General features: G+C 68.4%; 19 protein-coding genes and 2 pseudogenes. 6 read left to right on the top strand and 15 right to left on the bottom strand.

All coding sequences use genetic code 11. From position 1 onward, the window contains the following. Positions 1-3 precede the first annotated feature (3 nt). From ACFYOJ_RS33735 to ACFYOJ_RS33680, 12 genes are all read right to left on the bottom strand, one after another. Entirely contained in the window at positions 4-1,269 is a 1,266-nt protein-coding gene (locus tag ACFYOJ_RS33735; protein ID WP_356558693.1) for a cytochrome P450, read from the bottom strand. Further along, on the bottom strand, positions 1,266-1,862 hold the full coding sequence (locus ACFYOJ_RS33730) for an ATP/GTP-binding protein (RefSeq protein WP_356558692.1): 597 nt from the start codon (positions 1,860-1,862) through the stop codon (positions 1,266-1,268). Before ACFYOJ_RS33730 ends, ACFYOJ_RS33735 begins: the two co-directional genes overlap by 4 nt. Then, the gene (locus tag ACFYOJ_RS33725; protein WP_356558691.1) at positions 1,834-2,199 is read right to left on the bottom strand and encodes a DUF742 domain-containing protein; all 366 of its coding nucleotides are present in this window, start codon (positions 2,197-2,199) and stop codon (positions 1,834-1,836) included. Before ACFYOJ_RS33725 ends, ACFYOJ_RS33730 begins: the two co-directional genes overlap by 29 nt. Continuing rightward, positions 2,196-2,600, bottom strand: a complete 405-nt coding sequence (locus ACFYOJ_RS33720; RefSeq protein ID WP_356558690.1) for a roadblock/LC7 domain-containing protein — start codon at positions 2,598-2,600, stop codon at positions 2,196-2,198. Before ACFYOJ_RS33720 ends, ACFYOJ_RS33725 begins: the two co-directional genes overlap by 4 nt. Then, positions 2,597-3,868 carry an ATP-binding protein gene (locus tag ACFYOJ_RS33715; protein WP_356558689.1) on the bottom strand — a complete coding sequence of 424 codons (1,272 nt, stop codon included), beginning with the start codon at positions 3,866-3,868 and terminating at the stop codon, positions 2,597-2,599. Before ACFYOJ_RS33715 ends, ACFYOJ_RS33720 begins: the two co-directional genes overlap by 4 nt. A gap of 91 nt (positions 3,869-3,959) precedes the next feature. Next, on the bottom strand, positions 3,960-5,816 hold the full coding sequence (locus ACFYOJ_RS33710) for a glycoside hydrolase family 15 protein (RefSeq protein ID WP_356558688.1): 1,857 nt from the start codon (positions 5,814-5,816) through the stop codon (positions 3,960-3,962). Then, complete coding sequence (locus ACFYOJ_RS33705; RefSeq protein ID WP_388598484.1) at positions 5,813-6,604, bottom strand: SAM-dependent methyltransferase; 792 nt, start codon at positions 6,602-6,604, stop codon at positions 5,813-5,815. Before ACFYOJ_RS33705 ends, ACFYOJ_RS33710 begins: the two co-directional genes overlap by 4 nt. Beyond that, entirely contained in the window at positions 6,601-6,792 is a 192-nt protein-coding gene (locus ACFYOJ_RS33700; protein ID WP_356559532.1) for a hypothetical protein, read from the bottom strand. The genes ACFYOJ_RS33705 and ACFYOJ_RS33700 overlap by 4 nt, the downstream gene beginning before the upstream one ends. Continuing rightward, a complete protein-coding gene (locus tag ACFYOJ_RS33695) occupies positions 6,789-7,712 on the bottom strand; it encodes a Scr1 family TA system antitoxin-like transcriptional regulator (RefSeq protein WP_356559530.1) in 924 nt (307 codons plus the stop codon). Before ACFYOJ_RS33695 ends, ACFYOJ_RS33700 begins: the two co-directional genes overlap by 4 nt. Positions 7,713-7,746: 34 nt before the next feature. Next, positions 7,747-7,890 (bottom strand): hypothetical protein, encoded by a 144-nt coding sequence (locus ACFYOJ_RS33690; protein ID WP_356559528.1) that lies wholly within the window; start codon positions 7,888-7,890, stop codon positions 7,747-7,749. A gap of 761 nt (positions 7,891-8,651) precedes the next feature. After that, positions 8,652-9,194: an AAA family ATPase gene (locus ACFYOJ_RS33685; RefSeq protein ID WP_356559386.1), complete on the bottom strand. Its 543-nt coding sequence runs from the start codon at positions 9,192-9,194 to the stop codon at positions 8,652-8,654. 41 nt (positions 9,195-9,235) lie between these two features. Further along, a complete protein-coding gene (locus ACFYOJ_RS33680; protein ID WP_356559384.1) occupies positions 9,236-9,751 on the bottom strand; it encodes an ATP-binding protein in 516 nt (171 codons plus the stop codon). Positions 9,752-10,412: 661 nt separating this feature from the next. On the opposite strand from ACFYOJ_RS33680, the gene ACFYOJ_RS33675 reads away from it, so the two are divergent. Together ACFYOJ_RS33675 and ACFYOJ_RS33670 are read left to right on the top strand one after the other, a co-directional pair. Further along, positions 10,413-11,465: an XRE family transcriptional regulator gene (locus ACFYOJ_RS33675; protein ID WP_356559382.1), complete on the top strand. Its 1,053-nt coding sequence runs from the start codon at positions 10,413-10,415 to the stop codon at positions 11,463-11,465. Between the two features lie 33 nt (positions 11,466-11,498). Continuing rightward, positions 11,499-12,404: a phosphotransferase family protein gene (locus ACFYOJ_RS33670; RefSeq protein ID WP_388598481.1), complete on the top strand. Its 906-nt coding sequence runs from the start codon at positions 11,499-11,501 to the stop codon at positions 12,402-12,404. A gap of 112 nt (positions 12,405-12,516) precedes the next feature. Here ACFYOJ_RS33670 and ACFYOJ_RS33665 read toward each other — a convergent pair. Beyond that, positions 12,517-13,120, bottom strand: a pseudogene (locus tag ACFYOJ_RS33665) (transposase); the annotation flags it as partial. Next, positions 13,092-13,409, bottom strand: a pseudogene (locus tag ACFYOJ_RS33660) (transposase family protein); the annotation flags it as partial. The pseudogenes ACFYOJ_RS33660 and ACFYOJ_RS33665, both read right to left, overlap by 29 nt. Before the next feature lie 1,388 nt (positions 13,410-14,797). Between ACFYOJ_RS33660 and ACFYOJ_RS33655 the strand changes: the two are divergent. From ACFYOJ_RS33655 to ACFYOJ_RS33645, 3 genes are read left to right on the top strand one after another with little or no spacing between them, the layout of a single operon-like run. Beyond that, positions 14,798-15,247, top strand: coding sequence for a hypothetical protein (locus tag ACFYOJ_RS33655; protein WP_356559264.1), 450 nt, complete (start codon positions 14,798-14,800; stop codon positions 15,245-15,247). Between the two features lie 24 nt (positions 15,248-15,271). Further along, positions 15,272-16,495: an MAB_1171c family putative transporter gene (locus ACFYOJ_RS33650; RefSeq protein WP_356559262.1), complete on the top strand. Its 1,224-nt coding sequence runs from the start codon at positions 15,272-15,274 to the stop codon at positions 16,493-16,495. Then, positions 16,492-17,094: a hypothetical protein gene (locus ACFYOJ_RS33645; protein ID WP_356559260.1), complete on the top strand. Its 603-nt coding sequence runs from the start codon at positions 16,492-16,494 to the stop codon at positions 17,092-17,094. The genes ACFYOJ_RS33650 and ACFYOJ_RS33645 overlap by 4 nt, the downstream gene beginning before the upstream one ends. A gap of 10 nt (positions 17,095-17,104) precedes the next feature. Here ACFYOJ_RS33645 and ACFYOJ_RS33640 read toward each other — a convergent pair whose 3' ends face one another. Further along, entirely contained in the window at positions 17,105-17,992 is an 888-nt protein-coding gene (locus tag ACFYOJ_RS33640) for a helix-turn-helix transcriptional regulator (protein WP_356559258.1), read from the bottom strand. A 322-nt stretch (positions 17,993-18,314) separates the two neighbouring features. Between ACFYOJ_RS33640 and ACFYOJ_RS33635 the strand changes: the two genes are divergently transcribed. Continuing rightward, the gene (locus tag ACFYOJ_RS33635; protein WP_388598479.1) at positions 18,315-19,502 is read left to right on the top strand and encodes a SpaA isopeptide-forming pilin-related protein; all 1,188 of its coding nucleotides are present in this window, start codon (positions 18,315-18,317) and stop codon (positions 19,500-19,502) included. Positions 19,503-19,711: the final 209 nt, after the last annotated feature.

The raw sequence follows: 19,711 nt of genomic DNA, 5'->3' as shown, positions 1-19,711 counted from the left end.
TGGTCACCTTCCGGTGGGTGCGGGAGCGGGCTGGAAGTGCACGGGGAGCGAGGCAGGGCCGGCGAGGAAGGTGCCGGGCAGGTCCGCCACACCGCCGGCGGAAGCGGCGAGTGCGAGATTGGGCAGGCGGTCCAGGAGGCGCTCGACGGCGGTCTCGGAGATCACGCGGGCCAGCCCCGGGGCCGGGCAGGCGTGCACGCCCGCGCTGAAGGCCAGGTGGCCGCGGTTTCCGGCGCGCTGGTCGGTGTCGACGGCCACGGCAGGGTCGCTGTTGGCGGCGGCGAAGGAGACGAGGATCGGGTACCCGGGGTGGACCGTGACGCCTTCGACGGACTGGAGGCCCTGGGCGTACAGCGGGGAGTAGTTCGGCACGGGCGGCTCGTCCCACAGCACCTCTTCGAGGGCGGCGGCGACCGGGGTGACGCCGGTGTACACGTTGCCGGCGAACCGCTCGCCGGCGAGGAAGCGCTGCAGGCCGCGGCCGATGTGCTTGGCGGTCGGCGGGGCCGCCGCGCCGAACATGAGCACGAGTGTCTGCACGAGTTCGGCATCGCTGAGTTCGGCCTGGATGAGGTAGCTGACGATGTCGCGGCCGGGCTGGGCCCGCTTGAGGCGGACCAGCTCCAGGCAGGCGGCTTCGAGTGCGGCGTTGGCCTGGGCGGCGTCGTCCCCGGCGGCGAACAGGCGGGTGACGTGGTGGATGATCCGCTGGCCGTGCTCGGGCGGGCAGCCGAACAGCTCGATGACGGTCAGCATCGGCAGCGGGTCGGCGTACTGGGCTACGAGGTCGGCCCGCCCGGCCGGGCAGAAGGCGTCGATCAGCTTGTCGGCGACGCGGGCGACGGTGCTGGCGAGCGCGTAGGTGTCGATGCGGTCGAGCGCACCGGTGATGGCGCCGCGCAGCCGCTGGTGCTCCGCGCCGTCCTTCCACAGCGCGTTGTCCCGGGGCATCATCATCTGCCGGGCCGGGCTGTCGGCCGGGATCTGCCCGGTGCGCAGGGCCTCCCAGTGGTGGGTGGGGTTCTTGTGGAACAGCGCGGGGGTGTGGCGCAGCAAGTGCAGGCAGGCCCGGTAGGTGACGGCGAGGTAGCCGAAGACGCCGGGGGAGATCTCGACCGGCACGACCGGGCCGATGTCACGCAGCCGGCGGTAGGTGGCCTGTGGGTCGGCGTCGAAACCCGGGCCGTAGATCGGCAGGGGCTGCTGAGGCGGCGGGGTGTGCCCGCGCACGGGGCACTGGGCGGTATCGGAGGGGTGGCGGGCGGTCATCGGGCGGACTCCGGCGTCAGGAGGTGGCGGATGAGGACGATCAGCGCGTTGCGGGAGCTCGCTGGAACGCGGGCGTCGCAGGTGACCAGTGGTGTCGTTCCGGCGAGGTCCATGACCTGCCGCAGCCGCGGCTCGGGGTGGACCGGCGCGTCGTCGAAGGCGTTGACGGCGACCGCGTACGGCATGCGGAGCTGCTCGATGAGATCGAGGATGGTGTAGGTCTCGTGCAGGCGGCGGGTGTCGGTGAGGACGAGCGCGCCCAGGGCCCCGTACGCCAGGTCCTTGAGGACGGGGAAGAAGCGGGGCTGGCCGGGCGCTCCGAAGAGGTAGAGGACCAGGTCGTCGGCGAGGTGGAGCCGGCCGAAGTCCATCGCCACGGTCGTGGTGGTCTTCTGCGGCAGGCCGGCGTGGTCGTCGATGCCTTCACCGGCGCTGGTCATCACCTCTTCGGTGCTGACGGGTGCGATCTGGGACAGACCGTGGACAAAAGTGGTCTTGCCCGCGCCGAAGTGCCCGGCGACCAGGACCTTCGCGGTGCGCTCGTCCCCGCGCAGTGTCGGGGGTCTAGAGCCGTTGAAGCGCGGCAAGGACATCCTCCAGCAGCTTTCGGGTCGGGTCGGCGGCGTCGGTGATGCGCTGCCGGGTGGTGATGTGGCCCGCCTCCATGAGGTCGGCGAGCAGGATCCGCATCACGCTCACCGGCAGCTCGAGAAGGGCTGCGAGCTCGGCGACCGACTGGGCGCTGTGGGACAGCGCATCGAGGATCGTCAGCTGCTCGGGGTTGAGCGCGCCGCGGTTGAGGTGAGGGGAGGCTGCGGCGAGGGTTATGAGCGTGATGTGGTCGAAGTGGTTGCGGCTGGGCTGTGACCGGCCGCCGGTGACCACGTAGGTCCGCACGAGCCGGTCATCACCGCGCCCCGCCGGGCTCATCCCCGTGTGTCCTCATTTGTGCGGGGAGCGACGCCCAGTACCGGTCCCAGTCTCTCGACTACTTTCGCCATCTGGTCCGAGAAGGCGACGATGTCCACGTCGGCCTGCGCGGACGCCACCAGGTAGGAGCGGTCGCTGGCGGCGACGAGGAAGAGGTAGCCGCCGCGGTACTGGATCATCGTCTGCTGCCAGGGGGTGACGTCGTCCCCCACGAACGTCGCGGCGTTGCGGCCGAGGGACTGCATGCCGGAGGCGGTGGCGGAGATGTGGTCGGCCAGGTCGTCGGTGACGTCGCGGGAAGCGGCCATGCGCAGGCCGTCGGCGGAGAGCAGTACGGCGTTTTGGGCGCTGGGGAAGTCGACGAGCTCGTCGAGGATCCAGGACAGGTCGGCAGTGGTCATGAGGTCGGCTCCTGGGAGGGCGGGTGGTGGGCGGATCGGGTGCCGCGGGCGAACGCGGCCAGGCCGTGGCCGGCGCGCGGCGGCGGGGGTTCGGCGCCGGGCGCAGCCTGTGCCGGGGCTGCGGCGGTACCGCGGCGGCGCACGGGCAGGCCGTCCTCGGCCACCGGGTAGGGGGAGTGATGCTGTTCCGTGGGTGCGGCGGGCGCCGGTTCAGCGGTGTCCGGCCGGTGCACCGTGTGCTGGGGCTCCTGGGCGGGCGGCGGGGCGAGCATGGTGCGCGGCACCTGCACCACGGCCCGCGTTCCGCCGTAGCGGGAGTGCTCGATGTCCAGGCTGACCCGGAAGCCGTAGCGGCCGGCCAGGACGCCGACGCCGTGGAGGCCGAACGAGGCCGGGTTGCTCAGCCCGGTGAACTCCACCGGATACTGGCCGGACACGCGCCGTTGGGCTTCGTGGAGGGCTTCCGGTGCCATCCCAGGACCGGCGTCGTGGATCTCGATGCTCACCCCATTGTGGGTCTCCACGAAGGACACCTCGACCGGAGTCGTCGGCGCGCTGTGACGGGCGGCGTTGTCCAGCAGCTCGGCCAGCAGGAGCACCAGGGGCTCCACGTAGCGGCCGGCGACGTAGAGGGGACAGGCGGGTGGCACGTGGACACGGGGGAAGTCGCGGATCCGCGAGATGCTTCCACGTACCGCGTCGAGCAGCAGCACGTCGTCTCGCTGGCGGCCGGGCCACATACCGGTCAGCACACCGAGGATCTGCAGTCGCCTGAGCATCTGGCTCGCGGCGTGATCGATCGGCTGGACCAGCTCCAGCGTCTTGGGCTCGTGTTCCGCGTCGAGGAGCTTGGTGATGGCGGCCTGAATCTCGTAACCCAGCGGCTGCACGGACCGGGTTGCCGCCTGAACCGCCACCCGGGCTGCGCCTTCGGACCGTGTGGTGGCCTCGGACAGTGCCGTGGCCACCTGCTCCAGCACTGCCTGGTGGGCTCGGCCGGTGTCGGTGCCAGCCAGCGCCTGGTGGAGAAGGGCACCGACCGCGGCCGGGCCGCCGGCTCCGTGCTGCAGGGCGTAGATGAGTCCCGGCAGCCGGGAGCCGGCCAGGTGCTGGGCCTCCTCGCCCTGGGCCGCAGCCCGCTGTTCGGCGTCGGCGGCGGACTTGCGGTGCCGTGCGGACGACCTGGCGAAGTGGACCGCGGTGCCGCCGGCGACGGCAGCGACGGCGTACGGCACCGCTATGAGCGCTTCCTGCAGAAAGGAGGTCATCGGATCCTCACGGGCGTGCGGGCGGCGGACTGAGGCGGCAGATGCCGAAGGCACCGTGGCGGGCCTGTGCACGTAACCGCTGAGATGGCGTTCACGCGGCCATCACCGGCGACACCGCCCCCAACTCGGCCAGCAATATCGCGCTCTCGGCCAGACCCAGCAGGGAGAAGGCCTGCGGGAAGTTCCCGAGCTGTCGGCGGGCGACCGGGTCGTACTCCTCGGCGAGCAGCCCCAGGTCGGTGCGCAGGGCCAGAAGCCGCTCGAACAACTCCCTCGCCTCGCCGGTGCGGCCGGTGAGCGCGAGCGCGTCGACCAGCCAGAACGAGCACAGAAGGAACGCTCCCTCGTCGCCGGTCAGACCGTCGACCCCCTCGCATGCGCCGGCCGTCGGGTACCGGTGGACCAGGCCCTCGTGGGACGCCAGCTCCCGGCGCACCGCGTCGACCGTGCCGATCACCCGCGGATCGTCCGGGGGGAGGAAGCCCGTGCGGGGGAGCAGCAGCAGCGAGGCGTCCAGCTCCTGTGAGCCGTACGACTGGGTGAAGGAGTTGCGGACAGGGTCGTATCCCTTGGCGCAGACATCGGCGTGGATCTCGTCCCGCAGGGCCGTCAGCGCGTCGAGATCGGCGTCCAGGACACCGCCCCTGACGAGGCGGACGGCACGGTCGACCGCCACCCAGCACATGACCTTCGAGTGCGTGAAGTGACGCCGCCCGCCGCGGACTTCCCAGATGCCGTCGTCGGGTTCGCGCCAGTGCAGGCGCACGTAGTCGACGAGCTGGAGGATCAGCGCCTCGGTGTTCTCACAGCGCGCGACCCCGTGCTGGTGAGCGAGGAAGAGCGTCTCGACGACCTCTCCGGGTACGTCGAGCTGCAGCTGGTCGACCGCGCCGTTTCCGATACGGACCGGACTGGACCCCTCGTACCCGGGCAGCCACGGCAGCTCCCGCTCGGGCAGCTCCCGGCGCCCGTCGATGCGGTACATGATCTGCAGGTTCTCCGGATCCCCGCCCAGCGTGCGCAGCAGCCACCGCCGCCACGCGGTCGCCTCGTCCCGGTACCCGGTGCGCAGCAGCGCGGACAGGGTGACCGCGGAATCGCGCAACCAGCACGCCCGGTAGTCCCAGTTGCGGACCCCGCCGATCTCCTCCGGCAGCGAAGTGGTGGGCGCAGCGACGATCCCGCCGGTGGGGCCGTGGGTCAGGGCCTTGAGAGTGATCAGGGCACGGACGACCGGCTCGCGGTACGGGCCGTCGTAACGCAGCTGGGCCACCCACGCGTCCCAGAAGGCCGTGGTCTGTGCGAGGACGGCCTCGGCGTCGGGGACTTCGGGCGGGGCAGCGTGGGAGGGGTGCCAGCTCAGGGCGAAGGCCACCCACGCGCCGGCCGTGACAGTGAAGGTGTGGTGGACGGTGCCGTCCTTCTCGGTGCCCGGCACGGACGTGTCGAGCCACAGGGCGTCGGGCCCGCTGACCGTAACCGTCCGGCCGTCCTCGTCGTAGATCCACGGCACTGTCCGGCCGTAGCCGAACCGCGGGGAGAGGACCGACGCCATCTCCACTGTGCCGGTGACGCCCTCGACGATACGGATCAGCTGCGGGCCGTGCCCGTCCCGGGGCGGCATCAGGTCAAGTACGCGGACCGTTCCGGTCTTCGTGTCCCACTCGGACTCGACGATGAGGCTGTCGCCCACGTAGCGGCGCCGGTCCGCGTACGGCGCGGGCACACCGGCCGCGACGGTGGGGGCTATCCGCCAAGACCCGTGCTCGTCGGTGCCGAGCAGGCCGGCGAAGACCGCGGCGGAGTCGAAGCGCGGCAGACACAGCCAGTCGACGCTTCCATCTCGGCAGACCAGAGCAGCGGTCTGCATGTCTCCGATGAGCGCGTAGTCCTCGATGCGCGGCCGACGAACAGCCGGGGGGTGGGGGAAATGCGGCAGGGTGGTCATGAGGTGCGGTCTCCAGGAGAGGCGAGGATGGCGTAGGCGTGCGAGGGGTCCCAGTGCGGGTGCAAGCGAGAGGGGTGGCGCCAGGAGGCGGTGGTCACCGGCCCGTCCGCCTCTAGCGGCGTCCAGGAGCGGAGCAGATCGCGGATCTGCTGCCCGGAGCGGGGCCGGAAGCCGATGCCCGCCTTCGCGTAGAGACGGGTGAGGGAGGCCATCGCCTTGGGTGCCGTGTCCGTGGTGGCGTGGGTGACGGACAGCACGGAGCCGGGCGGCAACCAGGACCTCAACGCCGCCAGGGCGGTGTGCGCCGTCTCGTCGCTGATCCACGGCAGGACGTCGTGCAGCAGCACCCCGATCGGCCGGCCATGGTCGAGCCGCGCGATCGGTCCGGCAGCCAGAAGGGCCGGCATGTCCTCGAGATCCGCCCGCAGCGACGCCGTGCCGTGCCGCTCGGCCAGGGCCATCCGCGCATGGGCCTCCACCCCGGGGTCGGAGTCGACGTACACCATGCGGCGCACCTCGTCGGGAAGGTAGCGGTTGTCGTCGTGGGGCAGGCCGCATCCCAGGTCGATGACCTGATCGATGTTGTACTCCCGCGTGAGGCAGTTGAGGACCCGGGGGCCGTGTGCGCGGTTGACGCGCACACTGGCCGGCAGCCACGGCGCCGCAGCGAACAGGTCGTGAGTGAAATCCCGGTCCGAGGTGTAATTGTCGGTGCCGCCGTCGAGATGGTCCTGCACCCGAGCGACGGTCGGACTCCTGAAGTAGCCGTCGGGGAGCCTGGAAGTCATACGCTCACCCCCGCATGCGCACGGGCGTGATCGGCCCCCGGGACGTTGTGGCCCGCGCTGTCGGGACGCCGCCGGTCCCGGACGCGGCGGGCAAAAGCCGCCTCGTCGAGAGCGAGCAGCCTGCTCATGGGCCCCTCCGGCGATGTGGCGCCGAGCAGGGCAGCGAGCAGCCGGACGATGGCGATCATGAGGCGGCCCTCCGCTCCATACCCTCGGCCGCGCTCATGAACGCTTCGTACGTCGCCTCACGACTCCACGCGGCGCCGACGGCCTCCTGCAGACCGGCGCCGATGCCCCGGGCGGCGCCGGAGCCAGTCTCGTAGGAGGGGAAGAGACCGACTCGCACCACCATGCGGTGTCCGTGGATCGTCACCTCGGCGACCGGACCGACCGTGTGGACGAACCGCACCTCGCTCAGCGGCAGGATACGAATGGTCAGGCCTTGCCCATCGGAGTTCTCCTGGGCCATGAGACGGGCCAGATGCCGCAGTTGGCCTGCCACCGTCGATGGGTAAGTGTCGTGCCCCCGAAACAACACGGTCTCGTCCAGCAGCACGGCCCGCCGCTGCCGCTCGGCCCATGGCACGTGATGCACCCACGTCGGCAGCCCAAGCACCGGTTCGTCAGGGGTAACGCACACATCCGGGTCCAGCACGACCTGCTGGTACTCCTGGGTACGCAGACCGGCGGGCACCAGCATGCAGTACTGGATGACCTCGCTCGCCGAACACATCACGGCGATGTGCCGGGCCGTCGCCTCGTCACCGGCCACGTCCGCCCAACTGTCGTACGGGGCGCGCCGGCCCTCACCCTGCTCTTCATGCTCCGCGCGGTCGTAGTCCTGCGGGGGGAGACTCCCCGTCAGGAAGGCCAGGTCCTTGCCCGCCACCCCGTAGCGCCGCAGCAGCGTGCTGAGCACGTCCGGCCGGATAGGGGACTCGGCCCGCTCCCACCGGCTGACGGCCGATGCGGACATCCTGACGTCCCAGGCCGCGTCCTTCAGCTTGATGCCCTGCGCCTCGCGCAGGCACCGCAGGTAGAGGCCCGTCACAATCCGGGCGGGCGCCTGCGGCACCTCGGCCGGTAGCGGCGGAACAGTGTGAAGCATGACAAGAGGTCCTTGCGTGGGTGGTCGAGCGGAGTCAGGACGGATCGTGGGGTTGGGACGGTGTACGGTCGCCCGTCGTCGGCGGGGGCCTGCGGGCGGTCCATCGGGGGCCGAGGAGCACCAGGGCGGCCATGCCCAGCACGATCAGGACGGTGATGACCAGTCCGGTGGTGGTCATCCCTACCTCGGGACGGACCCGGCGTAGATGAGGGTGATCACCGCGAGGGCGAACGTGAGGATGCGGAGGTGGCCGCGGTCAGGGCGCCAGGACCACCAGGGTCTGCCACCGGAGGCGGGTCTACGCACAGCAGGCCTCCTCGTGGCGAGGGTGGTGTGTGCCAGATACCCTGCGGAGGCGGGGTCGGGCCAGGCGGAGCGCCTCGTGCAGCGCACTAGCCGGGGTGGCCGCAGCCCGCTCCGATCCGGGGTGGGTCACCCACAGGCCGGTGCAGCCGCCCGCACTGCAGTTCCAGGACCGGGCAGCAGGGAAGCAGTCGGAGTGCGCAGCCCTCCACCGGAGGATCGTGTCGGCCTCCACCGGCCCCACGAGCTGGTGATGGGGCAGGCGGTGCTTCACCGGACCGACGTTCGTGCCGCCGGCGCCGAGTGCGTCGATCGCGGACAGGCCGAGGGCCATGCCCACCTTGACCGAGGCGAGGTCCGCAGAAGGAGCGAAAGGCGGTTGCTCATCGGCAGCGATACGCCACAGACGGTCACTGTGTAAGGTCATGATGGGGTCTCCAGCGAGAAATCGGGGTTCTGGTGCCGCGCCGTAGCGGGGGTGGTCGGCGCGGCACCAGAACGGGACAAGGCACCGCAGGTGTCAGGGGGGCAGCGCGGCGCCGACCTCGACGGCACCCCAGGGAGGAGGGGAGGACGACTGTAGGGGGTGCGGGCGGGCTGCTCGCTCACAGCTGTGAACAGCCGTCGGCTTCCTGGTCAGACCGGGTACATAGGACCTGTGGAAGCAGATCTCACCCCGCTTCGCGATGGGCCGAGTACAGCGTCGAGGGCAGTCGACACGCACTGTTCCAGCGGTTGGCAGGTGTCCACCACGACTTTCGGATCCGGAATCGGGTCCGTGCCAGTGCCCTTCGCGCTGAGAAGCGGATCCGGAACGCCAGCTGCTGACCGCGCCCTCGCCGAGGCCACCTCCTCTGGGCAGACGCACTCGACGATGTACAGCGCGTGACCAAGACTTGAAGCGAAGCGGCGTAAGGAAAGAACGTCCCGGTTCCGGGTGAGGGGGCGACCGTCGAGCACGATGACGGTTCCTGGCACCGTGTCGAGGTTCCACGAAGCTGCCTTCAGCACTCCCTCGTACAACCAGTCGTTCAGTTCTGGAGGAACCGCAACCAGGTTCGGGAAGAGGACCTTTCGCAGCGCGGCTGTGTCGAGCAAGACGCCCGGTATGGCATCCGCCAAGGCCCGGGCAAGGGTGGACTTGCCGGTGAAAGGCAGGCCGCCCAAGGCGACGATCATGACTCTCCTGTCCGCACTTGATTCCACGCCTCGCCCCCCGATCACGCCGGCTGAGGCAGCGACTTGGGCCAGGCGGTCAGCTGCGGGCACTCGAAGAAGGCCCATACCGCCTTCCCGCTGGCACCCTCCCGGCCGCAGCGAGGAGCCGCAGTCCAGCCGTCGGACTGCGCACTCACGAGAACCAGTCCGCGTCCACTGACCGAGCTCACGGACGGATGGACGTTCACCCGCGGGATGCCGCAGGAGTTGTCCGTCACCATGACTCCGAGGACGCAGTCCCGCTTCAACGCGAGCGTGACCTCCACGGTCTCCGTCTCTGCCCTCGGCTGCGTCCGACCGTGCAGGACCGCGTTGGTGACCAGCTCGCTGACGACCAGGACCACCCGGCTGGCGAGTTCGTCGTCCTCGGGCAGCCCCCAACGCACGAGCTGCTCCCGAGCGAACCGGCGGGCTTTACCGACGTTGTGTTCACAGCTCTCGATCTCGACGGCGACCCGCTCAACCCCAGTGTCGTATGCGAGTACCGCCAATGACTCCCGGCTTGACAAGGCTGCCATCGCATCCACCTCCCGGTTCTGGTAGACGGGCACCGTTCCGCATGGGCCTTGATGGCTCGTGCTGGAGCGGCGCCCGTCACGGGCCCGCCGGCCAGGGGTGTCAGGTCCTCTGGTGGCGGACATTTTGTCGGGCTCCCGTGACCAGCAGGATTCGCCTGGAGCCGGTGCCGGGCAACCGTGACAGTTCACTGATCAGTGACTTCCAGTACCTGAAGTGACGGATCAGGTCACTGATCCGTGATGAAGTCACTGTTTTTCCCACGGAGTCGACGGCTCGTCACTACGATGTCGGGAATCGGTCCGGGCTGAGGAGGTACTGATGGCCCGTGCAGCGCACGCACCGTCTTGTGCCAAGCGGTTACGACAAGAGGCCGCCCAACGCGGGGTGTCTCACGGCGAGATCGCCCGCACTATCCATGCTCACTGCGGGGTATCCCTTCTGCGTGCCCAGCGTCTCGCCCGAGGGCTGACGCTGAAGGAGGCAGCCAAGGGCCTGAACGAGTTGAGCGCGGGACGACACGGCGCTCCCCGGGTGGATGGTGACCAACTCGGGCACTGGGAGAACGGCCGTCAGCCTCGTCCGGCAACTCTCGGGCTGCTGTGCGAGTTCTACGACAACTGCACCCCTGGAGATCTAGGGTTCACGAGTACGGGAAGTACCGTGACGCCGCCTTCCTCCGACCTGGCCCTGGCAGGACACCTGCTGCCTTCGCCTACCGCTGTGTTCCGTCCCTTCGCCGCGGATGCGCTGGAACAACGCGTCGATGTGGCCCGACGCTCAGTGGACCGGACTCTGGCCGCCGGCACCGTCAGCTCGACCCAGCTCGATATGCTCGACGAACAGGTGCTCTGGGCGCGAGAGCAGTACGTCTACACAGCACCGACGCCCATGATCACGGTGCTCCTGGACCTCCTCGCGGAGGTCGAAGAACTCGCCGGCCAAAGGCAGCCGGCGGCCGTCCAGGTCCGACTGTCCGAGTTGACCTCCATGCTCGCCACCCTGGTTGCCGACGCCCTGATGAAACTCGGCCAACTGCCCCGGTCCAGAGCCTGGTACGCCACAGCAAGAAATGCCGCAGACGACAGCGGCAACACCGAACTCCGGGCCCGGGTAAGAGCACAAGCCGCGATGCTCCCGTTCTACTACGGCCCCCTGGAAGCAGCGGTCGCCCTCGCTCGGGAGGCCCGGATCATCTGCCGCGGGCGCCCCAGCACCACGGCCGCCTTCGCCTCGGCCGCCGAAGCCCGCGCCCTCGCCAAGCTGGGAGATAGGGAAGGAGCCGAGGCAGCACGCCGACTGGCCACGGCCGCGTTCGAGCAGAGCAGAGCCGGCAGCCCGGCCGACAATGATGCCTTCGGCTTTCCCGAGCGGCGATTCCGACTCTACGAGAGCGGAACCCTGACAGCCCTCGGCAAGACGAGCGAAGCACGTCGCGTCCAGGAAGCGGCCCTTCGTCTCTACCCCACGAAGACCGGCATCGATCCAGCCCTCCTCAGTCTCGAGGCGGCCCTCTGCCTTGCACAGGACCGCAGCCCGACGGAAGCCTGCCAGCTGGCGGCCACCACATTCCTGCGGATCGCCCCAGAGCACCGGACGCCGATCGTGGAAGAGCGGGCACGAGAGGTCATCGGGGCGCTTCCCCCTGGCGCGGGGTCCGGCCGCGCAGCACGCGAGTTGCAGGAGATCCTCGCCCTTCCTTCCGGACGGATGTGACAGAGGCCGTACACGTCAGCGAGCCTGGACCCCATGACACACGCTGCACCGGCCCCCGGTGGGTACGACGAGTCCGAGATGTACCAGCTTCTGGAGCGAGGGTGCACGGTTGCTGGCCTCGACCCCTCCGACGCTTACCTGCTCCGCGGACACACCAACGCGGTCATACTCCTCAAGAACGAGCAGGTCGTCGTCAAAATCGCCCGCCGCGGATCACGGACCGACGACGTGGCACGAACGGCCCGGTTCGTCCGCTGGCTCATGGACAGGGACTTTCCCACCGTTCCCCTGCACCCGGTCGACCAGCCCGTCATCATCGATCAGCACGCCATCACCTTCTGGCAATACCTGCCTCAGCCAGCCCAGCCCGTTGCCGCAGCCCAGCTCGCCAAGCCGCTGCGCGCACTCCACACGCTGCCGTCCCCACCCGTGCCCCTGCCAGCCCATGACAACATCGCGGCGATCCGCCGGTCTCTCGCCGCGATCACCTGCCTGTCGCCAGAGTCGCTGTCCTTCCTGAGCGAGCACGCTGCACAACTCGAGTCCGACCTCACCGCCGTACAGTTCGAACTACCAGTGGGGGTGATCCAAGGAGACCCACAGCACCGCAATGCCCTGCACGTGGATGACAGCGAGGCCGTGCTGTGTGACTGGGACACCGTGGCGCTCGGACATCCGGAATGGGACCTGGTCACCGTTGAGATCCACTGCAGGCGATTCGGGCACGGAGAACAGCACTACAGGGCCTTCGCTGAGGCGTACGGCTGGGATGTCACACGGTGGGCCGGTTACGAGACCCTGGCGGCGATCCGTGAGCTGCGCATGATCACGACGAACGCTCGCAAGGTCCATCACGCCCCGAGCAGCCTGCAGGAAGTCGAGCGACGGGTGCGCGGGCTCCGTCACCACGATCACCTTCTTCGGTGGAACATCCTCTGACCAAGGCGAGACCCCCGCCCTCCGCGGCTGCCCCGAACCAGTCAAGGCCCGCAAGCCGTGCCCCTGAGCACGGCATCACCTCGCACCGCATAAGAGCGCACCTGGCCTCGGGCTCCTCGGCGACCGCGCCCGGCCGGGTGCGGGGCTGACCGACCGGCAGACGGACGCGGATCTTGTTCAGTACGGGGATGAACTGCGGGCTGTCCGCGGCCTGCCCGGCGGCCAGGACGAACGTCAGCGATCGGCGGCGAGAGGGATTTTGCTGGTCAGCCCGCCACGGGACCGGCCGAGCAGGGCCTCCTTCAGGCGGACTCGGTATCGCCGACGGATGCGCCGGCGCGCTTCCCGCTCCGGCCCGTCTGCGCCACGCTGCCCGTTGTGTTCCTCTCTGCCGCCCCCTTTTGTCGGGCCTTCTCCTGCTCAGCGGCGGCTTCCTCCAGCGCCTCCATGACGACCGCGCCGAGGAGCATCCCGGCGGCGTCGTGGTAAGCACGGACGGTCGTGGAGTCCACGCTGCCCAGGGACAAGTCCGTCCTGCCACGGCGGGCAGCCTCAGCGACCAGGCCCTCCAACAGGGCGGTGAACACACCGGCATCCCGCCAGACCCGGAAACGGCCGTAGACGGTAGGCCAGGGCCCGAACCCGCCCGGCATCTCACGCCACTGCGCGCTGGTCCTGAACCGCCAGATCACCCCCTCGAACTGGTTCCGCAGCCGCTAGGAAGTCGGGATCGTGCTCGCGCAGCGTCTTCAGCAGACCTGGTGCCCGTGCGGCGAGCAGGTCGACGACCGCGCTGGTGTAGGCATGGGCGGTGGACTCGCTGATTCCGAACCTGGCGGCGATCTTCGCCAGCGTGATGTGCTCGCGCAGGTACACCAGTGCCACCACCGCGCGCTGGGACGGACGGAGCTTGCACCGCCGGTCGCCCTCACGGGTGACGATCAGCATGGTGACCCACTCCACCAGTGCGTGCGGCAGGTCGAGTGCGGCAGGATAGATGACCAACGAGGCCCCCGAGCAACGTGATTGAGACGTCAGACATCTCGATCAACAGTCCGGGGGCCTCGCTCGTTGCGCTTCACGGCCCATCACCCGATCGGTAGCCAACTCGAAGAAGCTCACTGACGACGCCCGATACAGCCTCACGCCTGGCCGCGGCAACCGCACCACATAGAGTGGTGGATTCTATGCGGAGCATGCTCGTCCGTATGGCTGTTGCAAACTGCAGCGAGAATATCGGGACGAGCGGTCAGGGTGTGCCCCGCATCGTGGTGTAGCGGAACGAGCGACACGCGTTCCTGTGCGGGGCCCACGGTGATCTTCGTGGAGACGGCGAACCGTAAGGCATCCTGCTAAGGCGAATCGAGCGCTCGGTCACGCAGAGCCGCCGTCGCTGAACTGCGGATTTCGGCGAAATGATCGGCTACACCTCCCGACGGGAGGCCTTCAGTGGTCGAGCATCCGTTGGGACGAGGGACGCAGCAGGACAGCAGGTTAATAACCTGGTGCCTGAGTGCCTACTCCTTTGCTCCAGCCGTGTCCACTGGCATTCAATGTGAGGTTTGACGCAGCGCCTGCGGTCTGCGACAGCCCCTGTTTGCCCGAGGCAACCATACGAGTAGGGTGTGACCGCGCGCTTAGGTGTGGCGCCATGTCCTGCTGCGCATGCGACATATCGGGGTAGAGGGAGAGAAGCGCGGTATGCACGATTGCTCCGTACATGTCAGCGTAAGGCTGGCTCCTGAAGCCGCCAGGCGGCCGCAGGTGAACGCCGGTCAAGTTGCGCGTTCTGGCGGTGTGGCCACTCCTGAGGAGGATGCTCTCGTGGGACACGACAGCGCCCCATCGGGCGATGTTCGCCGCAAGATCAGGGCGGACGGCCCGGGGCTGGCCGCGGGGGCCGTCTTGGGGGTGCGGGGTTATGTGAGGCTCCGGCCAGCTTCCCGACGCGCTTCTCGGTACGTTGCTCCGCGGGAGTGGTCGAAGACTGGCAAGATCATGGGAACCTGCGGGCTCGTCACTCCAGGTAGCGCCGCGGATCCAGGTGGCGATGCAGGCGCTGGGTGCGCCATTGCCGGCCGGCGGTGGACCGGTGGAGGCGAGCTGCGGTGCTAGTAGCGAGCGGCGGAGACGCTTCGGTGATGCAGCAACATAGCGTCCGAACGCTTGTTTGATAAAAAGGCTGAGGTGGAGCGCACTCGAAGCCAAGGTCCCTACTGAAGCGAAGACCACGCTCACCCCTGTACTGGAGGGGACCCGGCCGTGCGAGAAAGGGGGAATCTGAAGTGCTGTGGCGTCGGTGCCCTGAAGCGAGATTGCGCAAGCGGTGTGAACGGCAACTTGAGGGACTTCCGCTGCCCACGCCGTTCAGCATGGCCGGGCTAGTCAAGAATATGGAAGCCGCACGAGAACGCTCGATCATCCTTGTCCCGATCGAGGAGGAAGGTGCCGACCTGAGTACCGCTTGCGGCCTCCGGGTCAAGACCAAGGAGGTCACTGCCGTCCTCTACCGGCGCCGGCCCACCCCGCACCAGACTAACCACAACATCCTGCACGAGCTCATGCACGAGTGGTTCGACCACGGCACCTCACTCAGCTCGGACGAGATGATGCGGTATGTACCTCCGGCCCTTCGGCGCGGACTCGTGGAGCGTTTCGGCGCGGGTGCCTTGGTACAGGCCCGGGCTCGCTACGGAACGCCAGAGGAACGCGAGGCGGAGCTGTCTGCTTCACTCCTCAAACGCATGGTGCGAAACCAGGTCGTGACGGGTGACGACATGGTGAGCCTCATCGAGGCATCGCTGTCACACCCGGTCGCCCCGCGCCTTGGTCGCCGTAGGTAGTCGCTCAGGAGTCCATCTGTGTCCGTGTCCGTGCTCGCGTATGCCATTGCCGGTGTGATGACCGGTGTAGCGGTGTGGCGCCTACCTGCGGTGATCTACGGTGATGCCCACCGGCGAAGCCTGTGGGCATGCTATGCCGGGTTCGCTGCGGCGCTCTGGCTGAAGAGCCCGAGTGTGAAGATGTGGCTGAACAATTCACCGATCATTGATCTGTCGATCCTAGCGAAACACTACGTCAGCATCATGGCCATCCTGGCCATCTGCGCATTTGTCGTAACAAACTATGGCACTGTCGGCCATGGAGAAGTGCCACGCCACGTCGCTGTCTCCCGCTGGGTCACGCGTGTGGGCATACAGACCGCCGCTGGTGCACTGGTACTGATGACCGTCCTCTTCTTCGCCGCTGTGCAACGCGAACAACCGAGCGTGGACTTCATGGTCGATCACAGAGGCCAATGGGGCGCCTCCGCCTACATGACGGTTTTCTACGTCTACCTCGGTGCCGCATCAGCAATCTGCGGGTACCAGTGGGCCAGCGCCTACCGGCGATCCGACACGCGGCTACTCCGTGCCGGTCTGCTGCTGATGAGCATTGCCATGGGCATTGGTGTCACGTACGTCATCTGCAGGGTGAGCTTCATCTGGTCCGCCTTCGTCATCGACTACAGCAATGACGTCGCCACCGACTTCGCTCACACAACCGACCTGATGCAGACCATCCTGTTCTTCCTGTTCGCGATCGGTGCGAGCGTACCCACCACCAACACAGCAGCATCACGTTGGACTGCACGGCGCGCCCTGTACCGGCTGTATCCGCTGTGGCGGGACCTGATGACCGCCTTCCCGGACAGAACCTTCAGCCCGCCGGCATCCCGCTGGCGCGAGGTCACTCGCCTGTCGACACCCGGTGACGTCAGGCTCGACCGGTGGGTCGCCGACATCGGCGATGCGGTGGAGGCGCTGCGCCACTACGCGCCGCCGATGCTCCTGCCCGTCGCCGAACAGGTGGCTGCCGAGTCGGAAGACCCGCAGTCGACTACGGAAGCACTGTGGATCAAGGCGTCGTTGCAGGCGTCGGCCGCCGATGAACGCCGCTCGCAAGCGTCGGCTGGTCTCCCGAGCAAGCCATTCACCGACACTGACGCGGAGGCCTCCTGGCTGCTCCGCGTTCAGGACGCCTACTCCGCCATCTCCGTCGAACAGGCCCAAGTCCTGCTCGACGCTGCAAAGGAACTGACCCCCGCATGACCGCCTCCGTCACCGACAAGCCGCTGACCTCCCCACTGAAGGTGGCCAAGACCATCACCGATGTCCTCCAGCCGCGCAACATGCTGCTGGGAGGGCTGATCGGATTCGGGGCTTTTACACAGGAAAGCATCGCTGGCGCCGGCTGGGGCCTGTTCGCCGCCCTGTGCGCCGGCGTAGTGCCTGCCGAGTACATCAACTGGGAGAAGCGCCGGGGAACATTCGGTGATAGGCACGTTGTGGACCGGCGTCAACGGCCGCGAATCTTCGCCGTCATCCTCGCGTCCATCGGCCTGGGCATCATCGTGATGGAGATAGCCGGCGGACCGAAGGACGTCGAGCACGCGATGATCGCCCTGTGGGGCATGACCGTGGTGCTGCTACTGGTCAACGCCTTCTGGAAGATCAGCGTCGACGCCGCAGTCGCGTCATCGGTCGTGGCACTTCTTGCTGTCTTCCACTCACCGTGGTGGCTGCTTGGGTATCTCGTGGTCGTCGCTGTCTGCTGGACACGTAAAGCACTCGGCTACCACTCGGTCGCCCAGACTGTCGCCGGCGCGTCGCTCGGCGCCGCTGCTGCCGGAATTTGGCTGCTGGGGTAGAACTCTGCTCTCACTTGCCACGCCGGGTGTCTTTCACACGGCTGAGGTCGGTGATCAAGGCGTTGACCTTCGCGAGCATCGCTCCTGAGAGTCCGTTCTCGTTACCGCGGGCTGCCAGCGCGAGAACATCGCCGCGCTCCCGCGCTGCCAGGAGCGAGATGCCCTCCAGAACCTGCTGAGCGACCTCGTCGTTGGGCTGGAAGAACAAGGGTGAGACACCGTAGGCCTCGCCCAGCCCTTCACGGAGAGCTGGCGTCGTGACCGTGACGGACCCTGACCGCAGCGCGGCGATGTCGGCGGCCTCAGCAATGTCAGCGCCGGCATGACGATTGATGATGGCAGCGAGCTCGTCGTCGGTCGGCGCCGCCTGGCCGTGGGGGAAGGCGTGCTGATCCAGGTATTGCAGTTTCGCCGCCAGTGTTTCGGGCTGGTCCACTGCCGGCGCATGGTGAGCTGGCGCGTTGTGCAAGGGGACGAGTAGACCGAACGACCGGTCCTCTGCAGCCCGCAGTTCCTTCACGCTCACCTGGTAGGCCTCCGCCAGGAGGGGTACGTACTTGGCGTCGAGACGACGGATTCCGCGCTCGGCGTTACTGACCGGGATGTGGCTTTCGACGCCGATCAGTTGACCGGTCCTGTTCTGGGGGAAGCCGGCGTCTTCTCGTAGGTCCTTGAGATCAGGCGCGCCGTCTCGAGGGAAGAGCTCGTCGATGTCCTTCCCGAGCGCCCCGGCGATGGCCGGCAGCTTGTCGCCGTCCGGAAAGGACTTGCCGGCCTCCCACGCAGCGACAGGTGCGTGGCTTCTGAGCCCGATGAGGTTGGCCAGCTGCTTCTGCGTCAGATCGTTCGCCCGCCGTTCCGCGCGAACGCGCGTGCCGTCGAACTGGCGTGCTGGCATGACGAACTCCTGGACTCTGACGGCTGGGCGGTCGGAAAAACCTTAGCTACCAACTTGATAGCAGAAACGACAGCACGTAGATTGCACTATCGGGATCTTGGCCTGGCGACCCCACACATTGTGCGTCACCCGGCCGGTTCCCCGTACCCATCGCACCATGCAACTTCCTGCTGGTCAGGAGTTCGTGGTGGGCCGGGCCCTGTCACCCATGGCCTCGCAAACCAGTTGACGGGCCCGGCACCATCCCCAACCGGAGACGTGTATGAGTCTTGCATCCTCACCGCAGCCGCCGCACCCCACCCGTCGGTTTCGGTATCCGATCGTGCTTGGTGCGGCGGTTGCGCTGGGCACGGGCATTCTGCTGGCGCCGCACGCGGTCGCTGCGGACAAGTGGGGACCGGGTTATCTGATACCTGACAGCACAGGCAAGCCGAATACGTCCCACATCGGTGCTTACAACACGGCCGGAATCGACGGCGTAGCCTACTGCGCAGACCCGGAACTGGCTGGTCCCGATGCCGCCGGCGGCTACGGCCCCGCCCGGCCCGTCACCGCCTGGACGTCGAAGGCCACTGGCAAGACCTCGTCCGGTGAGGACCTCGCCCGGGCCGCGTACGTCTTGTCCAAGTACGGGCAGACGACCAGCGACGAACAGGCAGCATCGGTCGACGCCGTCGTCTACACCTACCTCGAGGCCGGCTCCACGTACGCGCTGCCCGACGGCAAGCGGGCTCTGGAGCGCCTCGGCTACTCCAACGTCCCGCCGTCGGTGAAGAAACGGGCCACCGGCTACCTCAACGAGGCGAAGACGTTCGCTGGCCCCTACAAGGTCAATATCAAGCCGATCGACGGCCCCCTCAAGGCCGGCGTCAAGAGCTCCGTCACCCTCGACGTCACCTCCGCCTCCGGTCACAAGGTGCCCGGCGTCAAGCTCGACCTCGACGTCTCCGGCGCGGCCGCCGACGCCGCGAGCGTCACCACCAACGCCGACGGTGTCGCCACAGCGACCATCACCCCGGCCAAGGACAGCACCGTCGACTTCAAGGCCGAGGCCAAGACGCTGCCGGCCACCCAGCTGCGCGCGCTGACCCCGAACGACAGCAAGGCCCAGCGCCTGCTGCTGGCCGGCAGTTCCTCCAGCGCCCAGGCCGAGGTCCACCTCAAGACCGAGAGCCCCAAGGGCGCACTGACCGTCACCAAGACCGCAGCCGACACGGCCAAGCCGCTCAGCGGTGTCGAGTTCGCCGTCAAGGACAGCTCCGGCAAGACCGTCGCCACGGGCAAGACCGACGCCAAGGGCGTCTGGGAGGCCAAGGACCTCGCCCCCGGCACCTACACGGTGCACGAGGTGGAGGCCGTCGAGGGCTACCAGCTCGCCGCGGACCAGAAGACCACCGTCACCGACGGCAAGGCGGCCGACGTCGCGGTCAAGGACGTCAGGATCCCCGAGCAGCCGAAGCCGAAGCCCCGGCCGGTCACCATCCCCGTCCTGCCGCAGACCGGCGCCTGACCGCCGCTGCGCCACGCGTCCTTCGCGGACCCGACGGCCGCGGGGGGGGGGGGGGGGGGGCCCCCGGGCCCCCCCCCCCCCCCCCCCCCCCCCCCCCCCCCCCCCCCCCCACAAAAAACACACCCCCCCCCCCCCCCCCCCCCCCCCCCGATGAACACCGCCAACCCCCCGGCATGGAAAAAACCGCCCAAAAGGCGCCGAGGGGGGGA

Origin of the sequence: Streptomyces sp. NPDC006384, assembly GCF_042870695.1 — a bacterium.
Classification (GTDB): Bacteria; Actinomycetota; Actinomycetes; order Streptomycetales; family Streptomycetaceae; genus Streptomyces.
Note: the sequence above shows the minus strand (reverse complement) of the source record. Positions and strands in the feature narration are given on the sequence as shown.